Raw genomic sequence first — 6,772 nt, forward strand, 5'->3', positions numbered from 1 at the left:
TCGAGTTCATCGACGAGATCGAGGTGGTCGAGGTGGCCGGCGATCAGACCGTCGCCTCCTTCACCTCCAGCGGCTGCTGAGCCTTCACGGAGACAGCAGACACGAGGGCCGGCCCGGATCCACAGGATCCGGGCCGGCCTTCTTTCGTGTGGGCGCAGATGTGTACTTCCGGCCATCGCCCGGCGTCCGGTGGCCGTCGAGACTGAAGAACACGGCCGCTCGCCGCGGACCTTGACACGCAGGACGGCCCTGAACCCGCGGGCCGCGGGCGCATCCACAAGAAGAAGGGGGGCACCCATGGGCGAGACCTACCTGGCACGGCCCTCAGCCGCCGGACACGTGACCGTGGCCCGCGCGGCCGGAGCCCTCTGGGCTCTCGACGCCATGGCCGACGCTCCGGTCCCGGCCTGGGTGGCACTGCCTCCCGGCGCCGTCGTCCACGATGTGCTGGGCCATCCGACGCGACCCCTGATCGCCGTCGTCGAGGAGCAGGATGCCGAGGGCGGGGCCCAGCGGGTGCGGGTCCTCACCGCCGACGGCCCCGAGGGCGGGGCCGTGGTGCACCGTGCGGCCGGTGCCGTGCGGTTGTGCGGCTGGTGGGCCGACGACGTCCTCCTGCTCACCCACGGCACCGGTGCCGGCCACCGGCCAGCGCAGCTGCTTCTGTGCCCGATCGCCGACACGCCCGGCCCGGCGGCGGAGGCGACCCGTCACACGGCTCCGACCGGCATCGCCTGGGCCGACCACGCCTCGGACGGGCGCATCGTGATGACCAGCTTCGGGCCACGCCCCGTGGCCTGGGCGGGACACCGCGGCGGCGGCGCGGGCCGTGTGATGGTCCACGACCCCGCCACCGGATCGACCCGCTGGCTTCCCGGGACGGGGAACGCGGCCGACGCGGTCGTGCTCGGGGACCGGGTCTACTGGCTGGACGACCTCTGCGGCCCGGTGGACGTCTACACCCTGCCCATCGACGCCGGCCCGGAGGAACGCCCCCGACGGGTCACCCACCTCACCGGCGTCGGGGCCACCAGCCTGCGCCGCGGCCCCGGGCACCTGATCCTGGGGAGCCTCGGCCGGGCCTGGAGCCTCCTTCCTGCGGAGGACGGCCGACTGGCCGAACCGATCGAGATCCCGACAGGCGAGGGCGTCGTCGTCCCGGCCGGTCACCGGCGCCGGGTGTCGCGACCGGCGGCCCCAGCCGTCGACCGCGTGGTCATCGCGCCGAATGGGCCGGTCGCCGTCGTCGGTGAGGGACGCGTGCGCACCCTGGACGGTGAATGGAGCACGCGGCGCGCCTCGGGCCAGGGGTGGATCGTGGACGCGGCGTGGGACGGGGCCGGGGGGTTGCTGACTCTGGAGCATCACGACGACCGGCTGCTCGTGGTCGGCCCCTCGCCGGCCGATCCGGTCTGGACCGTGGCGCTGGGCGCCGCGGCCGCGGGAGCCGACGCACTCACGCACGCGGGCGGGACCACCGTCGTCGCCGGCGAGCGGCTCGGCGTGCACGTGCATGCCTCGAATGCAGGCCCCCGCCGGATCGACCCCGACGCCGCGCACCGCCGCTCCCGGCCGGTCGTCTCCCCGGACGGTGCGCACGTGGCCTGGACCGAGGAAATCGACCTGCAGGGCGGACGCCTCGTCCTGCATGATGTGCGGTCCGCAGCGACCGCCGTCCTCGCCCCGGCCGGTGTGCACCTGACCGGCCCGGTCTTCACCGCCGACGGCGGCCTGGTCCTGCTCGCTCGGCCGGTGAGCGCCATCGCGGGCACCGCCGTGCCGCTCGAGCCCGGCCGTGTGCTCGGGGTGGACCCCGGCCTGCTCCTGACGGAGGAGGGTGCGCCTGCCGTCCGTGAGCTGTGGCGGGCGCCGGTGCCGTTGCATGAGCTGGCGCTCGTCGACGGCCGGCCCTGGGCCCGGCTCGCCGGCGGGCGGTGGCGGCCCGTGCACGGCCCCGCCGATGTCACGGGCCTGGCGGGCGCGCCCGTGCCCGGTTCCTCGGCGCCGGCCACGCAGACGGACACAGGTGCGCTGCAGATCCTCGAGAGGGGCGGGCGGACGCGCACGCTGACCCCACCGGCTGCGGGCCCCGATCCCCTGCGTGCCACGGCTGAGACCATCCGTCAGGTGCGCGCCGTCCGGGCGTCACTGGCCGGGGACGCGAGCGCGGACACGGGCTGGGAGGAACAGGTCCGGGCGGCGGCGCGCCACGTCCAGGACGACGCCGACCTCGTCGACGTCCTCACCGCCGCCGTCGGCCGCACCGGGATCTCCCACTCCGCGGTGCTCGGCCCCGGCACGCCGCTCACCCCCGATCCCGCCGAGGCACTCACCCGGAGGATGGCCGCACAGCTTCCCCCGGAGGCCAGCACCGTGGTGCTGCGGGACGTGTCGGTGCGCGGATGGGGTCAGGTCATGCACCTGATCCGCACGTGGCGCGGAACCGGTCCCCTCGTCCTGGACCTGCGGTTCAACGAAGGCGGGCAGTTCGCCGACGCGCTCGCGGCCGTACTCCTGCCGTTCCTGCGGCGTTCGGCCACCGCCGCCCCGGGGGACGGTGCCGCCCACCCCCTGCTCACGGGCCCGTGCACGACGGCGGTGCTGATCGGAGAGGGCACCGGCTCCGGTGGGGAGCACCTGGCCGCGCTCCTGCAGGGACTGCCCGGCGTCACTCTCTGGGGGCGGCGCACCGCAGGGGCCGGCACCGGTTTCCACCGCACCCGGTCGATCGGCGGCGGTCTGCGGATCGCCCTGCCGCAGTACCGGCTCGGCGGCGGACGGCGGGACCTCATCGAGAACACCGGCGTCGTGCCCGACGTCGAGGTGCCGGGGGATCACCTGGCCGGAGACGGATTCGACGACCACCTGTTGGAACTCGTCGCGCACTCGTTCCCGGGGACGGCGAACGTCGACCCCACCACACGAAAGGAGAGGGAAGATGACCGACTCATCGCTGCTCGAAGCCGTTGACCTGCGCCGAACCTTCGGCACCGGACAGGCTGCCTTCGAGGCTGTCAAGGGGGTGAGCCTGAGGATCGACGAGGCGGACACCGTGGCCATCGTGGGCCCCAGCGGCTCCGGCAAGTCCACGCTCATGCACATGCTGGCCGCCCTGGACTCCCCGTCCGGGGGCGATGTCCGGTACCGCGGCCGTTCGCTTGCCGACGCCTCGGAACGCCAGGTGGACGGCATCCGCAACTCCGAGTTCGGGTTTGTGTTCCAGCACTTCCACCTGGACGAGAGCGCCTCCGTGCTGGAGAACGTGGCCATCCCGCTGATGATCGCGGGTGGCCCGCCTCAGGAGCGGCGGCCCCGCGTGGTTCAGGCTCTGGAGCGCCTCGGCCTGGCTGATCGTGTGGATGAGCGGGCCGGTGCGCTCTCCGGCGGGCAGAAGCAGCGCGTCGCGCTGGCCCGCGCGATCGTCAACCGGCCCCGTGTGCTGTTCGCGGACGAGCCCACCGGTGCGCTGGACCAGGCCACCGGCGACTCGGTCACCCAGCTGCTCTTCGACCTCAACGAGACGGAAGGAATCACCCTCGTGATCGTCACCCACAGCTCCGAACTCGCCGAGCGATGCTCGCGGCAGCTGCGCATCGTCGACGGCCGCCTGACCGAACGGCCCGTGGGGGTGTCCCGCTGATGCGCATCCAGGATCTGCTCCGCAGCGCGTGGCGATCGGCGTGGCGCCGCCCCGCCCGGGCCCTGCTGACTGTGATCGCGATCGGCATCGGCGCCTTCACCTTCGCCATCACCAGCGCCCTCGGCACCGGGGTCAACGAGTACATCGACTCCCAGACCCGATCCGTCGGCGCCACGGACACCGTCCAGGTCTCCAAGACCAGCCCCATGTCCTTCCTGAACGAGCGGATGGAACCGTACGACCCGTCCATGGCCGAAGCCGGGGTCCAGGAGTCCGCCAGCGGAATCCTCACCACCGAGGAGGTGCAGTCCGTGCGGGATGCGGTGGGCGACGAGGCCACGGTCACCGCCAGCAGGCCGGTCAACCCGCTCTATTTCCAGCACGAGGGTTCCGAGCAGTACAGGTTCATCTACAACGGGAACTGGCCGGGGAAGACCGCCAATCTCGCCGCAGGCGACCAGCTGACGGACGAGGGGGACGAGCCGCGGCTGATCATCCCCGAGTACGCCGTGGAACCGCTGGGTCTCGGGGACCCGCAATCCGCCGTCGGGAAGACCGTCACGGTGGGCGTGATGGGCGCGGACAGGCAGGTGCGCGAGCTGCGCGCCACCGTGTCCGGAGTCCAGGTGCGGTCCCTGATCGGCGGGAACCTGCCCTTCGGCAACCAGGCGTTCGGCAAGGAGCTCGAGCGGCTCACCGCGATCGGCCAGCCGCCCTCGGCGGAGGGCGTGGCGACCTATCTGTTCGTCTCCGGGACCGACGCCGACCGCGTGCGACAGGCGGTCCAGGACGACGGGTTCACTGTCTCGACCGCGGAGGACATCGTGGGCGACTACCAGTCCATCGTCAACGCCGTCCTGCTGCTTTTGAACGTGCTGGCGGCCATCGCGATCCTCGCCGCGATGTTCGGGATCGTGAACACCCTGCTGATGTCCGTCCAGGAGAAGACCCGGCACATCGGGATGCTCCGGGCCCTGGGGATGGCCCGCCGCTGGGTGTTCGCCTCCGTGGCCGTGGAGGCCCTCGTGCTCGGACTGATCGGCGCGGTGGGGGCCGTGCTGCTGGCCCTGCTGGTGGGGCTGGTCGTCGGCCCGTCACTGCCCGGCGCCATTGGGCTGGACCTGCCCGGGCTGACGCTGTTCCGCTTCGATCCGGTCTCGGTGCTGCTCATCGTGCTCGGCGTCCTCGTGGCAGCGACTCTTGCGGCCGTGCTGCCGGCGGTCCGCGCCGCCCGGCTCGAACCGATGGATGCGCTGCGGGAGGTGCGGTGATGGGTGCCGTTCGCCCGGTCCGGCTCGGCCTGCCCCGCGGCCACCTGCTCGTCGTCGTCACCGGCGCGCTCGCGGCACGTCGCGTCCCGGACCTCGTGGAGACCGTGCGCGGCTGGTACCCCGACGTCACGGTTCGCGTGCTCGTCACCGAGAACGCGCTGCGTTTCGTCACCCGCACGCTGCTGGAGGTCACCTCGCGTCAACCGGTGTACGGGCCGGGGTGGGAGGACGCACCCGGCCTGCCGGTGCCCCACCGTGAGCTGGCCGCCTGGGCGGACGCGGTGCTCGTGTACCCGGCCTCCGGTGCCACGGTGGGCCGGTTGGCCGCGGGGATCGGAGACTCCCTCGCGTTGGCGACCGTCCAGGACGCCAGCTGCCCGGTGATCCTCGCCCCAGGGGTCGCCCCCGGCTTCGCCGCCCGCCGGATCCATCAGGACAACGTGGAGCGGCTGCGCCGGTCGGACTACGTGGTCCTGGACGGTGTGCCTGGCCGGGCCGCGAGCGACGGGACGGTCACCGCGAGCGCGCCCCCGCCGTTTCCGGAGCTGATGATGGCGATCGCCCGGGTCTCACACCGGGCACGGCCGCTGAAGGCGGCCGCCTCCTGAACCGGCGGCCTCAGCGGTTCACGGCGGCCAGGGGAGCAGGAGGACATGCCCGAGGCTTTCGCCGGCAAGGACGTGAAGCCGAGAAGGCCGCGAACGGCCCCTGCCGTTCGCCGCTCTAGCCGAGCTGAAGGGAGCCGGGCTGGGGCAGGTGGGCGTCCCGGCGTCCCGACGACGTCGCCGTTCGCCATCAGCGGGCCGGTCGGGCCACCAACGAAGGCGTCCTGGCTGACCTCCATCGTTCCGCCCATGAGTGCACCGACGGCCTCCGGCCCTCGGTGCACTCCGGAGAGCCGGTCCTCACCGGGCTGGTGCCACTCGACGCGCGGGTCCAGGGCGGCCATCGCCTGCTCCACCTCGCCGTCGGCGCGGCTCTGGAGATGGTTGCCGACGACCTCGGCGGCGGTGGGGGTGTCCCTGCTCAACTCTCCTGCAGGGGGTGGAAACGTGACCAGCCGTTGACCTTCCATGGTGTGCGGAGGGCTGCCGGTCACCTCAACGTGCCTACGAGGGGGCAGACGATCGTCACGAACCGTCCATGGAATCCGCTGCCGGCTGGCTGCCCGTCCCGCACCTCCGTGGCGCGTACCGCCACCACGTGGACGGCCCGGCGCCATCGCGCTGGCGAAGGGCCCGCTGCGGTGCGCCGCGGCGCGTGGAGGATGAGCTCACCGCCCCGGGGTGGGCTCTGGAGATCCCCCTGGCTGCGCTGGTGGTCTGGTCGGCAGCGCACCACGACGTCGTCCTGGCCTCGCGCGCCGGTAGGGTGACGCCAGTGGCCGCGGCGCCCTGCCTCGGCCGGCAGCAGCCCCAGGAGGAGAACATGCAGCGCAGACGTGCCGTCCGCGCGGCCGGGCTCGGCGTCGTGGGCGCCCTGGCCTTGGCCGGGTGCGGATCCGAGCCGCAGTCGGTGGGGGAGGCCTGGCATCAGGCCCGCACCCAGGTGGACGAGGCCGAGACCGTCCGACTCGAGACCGCCTACACCACGGGCCGTCAGGGCCCGCAGTCGGTCCGCTGGGACATCGCCGGTCGGCTCGACGGCGGTGACGCCGAGTCGAAGGGCGTCATGCAGGTCGGCCGGGACTCGCACATCACCATGGAGTCCCGCCAGGTCGGCGAGGACGTGTTCGTGCGGGTCGAGGTGGACGGGTCCGACGTCCCGGACGACGTCCAGCTGATGTACGCCGACCCGCAGTGGCGCCGTGTCTCGGCCGGTGAGGGGCAGGAGCCGCCCCTGAAGTCCCTCCTCGACCAGG

At 73.2% G+C, this 6,772-nt stretch carries 4 protein-coding genes and 1 pseudogene; all 5 read left to right on the forward strand.

Annotated features, from left to right (window positions below; genetic code table 11):
* Positions 1-297 precede the first annotated feature (297 nt).
* The gene (locus NR072_RS07600) at positions 298-2,970 is read left to right on the forward strand and encodes a S41 family peptidase (RefSeq protein ID WP_049146753.1); all 2,673 of its coding nucleotides are present in this window, start codon (positions 298-300) and stop codon (positions 2,968-2,970) included.
* Positions 2,939-3,640 (forward strand): ABC transporter ATP-binding protein, encoded by a 702-nt coding sequence (locus NR072_RS07605; RefSeq protein WP_256836715.1) that lies wholly within the window; start codon positions 2,939-2,941, stop codon positions 3,638-3,640. The genes NR072_RS07600 and NR072_RS07605 overlap by 32 nt, the downstream gene beginning before the upstream one ends.
* Positions 3,640-4,911 carry an ABC transporter permease gene (locus tag NR072_RS07610; RefSeq protein ID WP_049146757.1) on the forward strand — a complete coding sequence of 424 codons (1,272 nt, stop codon included), beginning with the start codon at positions 3,640-3,642 and terminating at the stop codon, positions 4,909-4,911. The genes NR072_RS07605 and NR072_RS07610 overlap by 1 nt, the downstream gene beginning before the upstream one ends.
* Positions 4,911-5,519 carry a flavoprotein gene (locus NR072_RS07615; protein WP_049146759.1) on the forward strand — a complete coding sequence of 203 codons (609 nt, stop codon included), beginning with the start codon at positions 4,911-4,913 and terminating at the stop codon, positions 5,517-5,519. Before NR072_RS07610 ends, NR072_RS07615 begins: the two co-directional genes overlap by 1 nt.
* Positions 5,520-6,054: 535 nt before the next feature.
* A pseudogene (locus NR072_RS07620) lies at positions 6,055-6,772 on the forward strand (hypothetical protein); the annotation flags it as partial.

The sequence above is a fragment of the Micrococcus sp. Mcc89 genome (assembly GCF_024519795.1).
Classification (GTDB): Bacteria; Actinomycetota; Actinomycetes; order Actinomycetales; family Micrococcaceae; genus Micrococcus; species Micrococcus luteus.